Source organism: Streptomyces sp. KR55 (genome assembly GCF_052245645.1).
In the GTDB taxonomy this organism is placed as follows: domain Bacteria; phylum Actinomycetota; class Actinomycetes; order Streptomycetales; family Streptomycetaceae; genus Streptomyces; species Streptomyces flavusporus.
On the sequence record NZ_JBQQCE010000844.1, the window covers coordinates 1 to 1,983 of the forward strand.

At 70.6% G+C, this 1,983-nt stretch carries 3 protein-coding genes; 2 read left to right on the forward strand and 1 reads right to left on the reverse strand.

The window, feature by feature from the left end:
• A partial coding sequence (locus tag ACTWQJ_RS50855) for a sensor histidine kinase (RefSeq protein WP_443313112.1) occupies nucleotides 1-468 on the forward strand: 468 nt, incomplete at its 5' end.
• On the opposite strand, the gene ACTWQJ_RS50860 is transcribed toward ACTWQJ_RS50855, so the two are convergent.
• Nucleotides 458-1,456 carry a TAXI family TRAP transporter solute-binding subunit gene (locus tag ACTWQJ_RS50860; protein WP_443313113.1) on the reverse strand — a complete coding sequence of 333 codons (999 nt, stop codon included), beginning with the start codon at nucleotides 1,454-1,456 and terminating at the stop codon, nucleotides 458-460. The two genes, ACTWQJ_RS50855 and ACTWQJ_RS50860, sit on opposite strands and share 11 nt — an antisense overlap.
• 85 nt (nucleotides 1,457-1,541) lie before the next feature.
• Between ACTWQJ_RS50860 and ACTWQJ_RS50865 the strand changes: the two genes are divergently transcribed.
• Complete coding sequence (locus ACTWQJ_RS50865) at nucleotides 1,542-1,946, forward strand: MazG nucleotide pyrophosphohydrolase domain-containing protein (RefSeq protein ID WP_443313114.1); 405 nt, start codon at nucleotides 1,542-1,544, stop codon at nucleotides 1,944-1,946.
• The last annotated feature ends 37 nt before the right edge of the window (nucleotides 1,947-1,983 follow it).

Consider the following 1,983-nt stretch of genomic DNA (forward strand, 5'->3'; position numbering starts at 1 on the left):
GAGGCCGACCTGAGCCTCACGGACATCGGCGCGCTGACCGCCGAGCGCGTCGCCGCCTGGGCGCCGACCGCCGAGGCCAGGGGCGTCCGGCTGGTCGGTGACTGCCCGCCCACGACCGCCTGGGCGGACCCGGTGACGTTGTCCAGCGCACTGGACGCGGTGATCGACAACGCGGTGAAGTTCACGCCGAAGGACGAGCGCGTCGAGGTCACCGTCGCCTCCAACGGTGACACCTCGACGATCGTGGTCGCCGACGGCGGACCCGGCCTGACCGACGAGGAACTCACCCGCGTCGGCGACCGCTTCTGGCGCAGCAGCCGCCACCAGAACGTCAAGGGCTCCGGCCTCGGCCTGTCCATCACACGCGCCCTGCTCGCGGCGGCCGGCGGCTCCATCGCGTACGGCCATCATGAGCCGCACGGGCTGAAGGTGACGGTGACCCTGCCGAGGACCGGACCTACGGCTTGACCGAGCGGTAGTAGCGCCGGGCACCCTCGTGCAGCGGCAGCGGGTCGGTGTAGATCGCCGTGCGCAGGTCGACCAGCTGGGCGGAGTGGACGTGGGCGCCGATGCCGTCGCGGCTCTTGATCACCGTGCGGGTCAGCCACTCGATGAGCTCGGGATCCATGTCCTTGCGGGTGATCAGCACGTTGGACACCGCCATCGTCGGCACGGTGGCCCCGTTCTGGGCGGTGCCGTAGGCCGACTCCGGCATGTTGGTGGAGCGGTAGTAGTGGGTGGCCCGGCCCTGGCGGTGCAGCTCGGACACGAAGTCGGCATCGATCGGGACGAACCGGAAGTCGAACGTGTCCGCGAGCTGCTTCAGACCGTCCGTAGGCAGTCCACCGGACCAGAAGAACGCATCGATCTCGTCCCGCTTCAGCCGGCTCGGCCCGGTATCGATGCCGTCGGACAGCGGCGTGATGTCCTGCTGTGCATCGATGCCCGCCGTCTTGAGCACCCGGGTCGCGATCAGCCGCACACCTGAGCGGGGAGGCCCTATGGCGACCCGCCGGCCGCGCAGGTCGGCGACGGACTGGATGTCCGAGCCGCGCGGGACGACGAGATGCACATAGTCGTCGTACAGGCGGGCGACCCCGCGCAGCCGGTCGGCGCCGGGCCCGTTGTTGAGCTCGTACGTCTCCACCGCGTCCGCCGCAGCGATCGTGAAGTCGACCTCGCCGGTCGCCACGCGCGCGACGTTCTCCTGCGAACCGTCGCTGGTCATCAGCTTCACCTCGAGGTTCGGCATGTCCTTGGAGAGCTCGGTGCGCAGCAGGGTGCCGTACCGCTGGTAGACCCCGCGCGGTGTGCCGGTGCTGAAGGTGATCGTCCCGCTCGGCGGCTCCTCGCCCAGCGGCAGCAGCCACCACAGCAGCAGCCCGAAGGCGACGAAGCCGGCGGCCGCGCTCTGCAGGGCCCGGCGTCTGCCGATACGGGACAACACCTTGGACATGCGCGCGATCCTGCCAGCCCGTACGCCGTGCTGACCAGGGCCGGAATCACACGGGGTTGTCACAGGCGGCCATTAGAGTCGGCGTATGAGTTCCTCGCCCGCCGACCTGGTCCGTGAATTCCACCTCGCCTTCGGTCTCGACGTCCGCACCGCCCCGACGCAGATCCCGCAGGTGCTGGCCGCGCACCGCGGTGAACTGCTGGCGGAGGAGGCCGCGGAGGTCGCCGAGGTGTCGGTGACCGGACCGCTCGACCGGCTCGCGCACGAACTGGCCGACGTCGTCTACGTGGCGTACGGCACGGCGCTCGTGCACGGCATCGACCTGGACCAGGTCATAGCCGAGATCCATCGTTCCAACATGACCAAGCTGGGCCCCGACGGCCAGGTCGCCCGCCGCGCCGACGGCAAGGTCCTCAAGGGGGAGCACTACGAGGCGCCGGACGTGACGGGGGTCCTGCGCCGCCAGGGGTGGGAGCCCGGCGGCGCGTGAGCGGGCGGCTCAGTCCCCACCCTCAGTCCCCCACCGG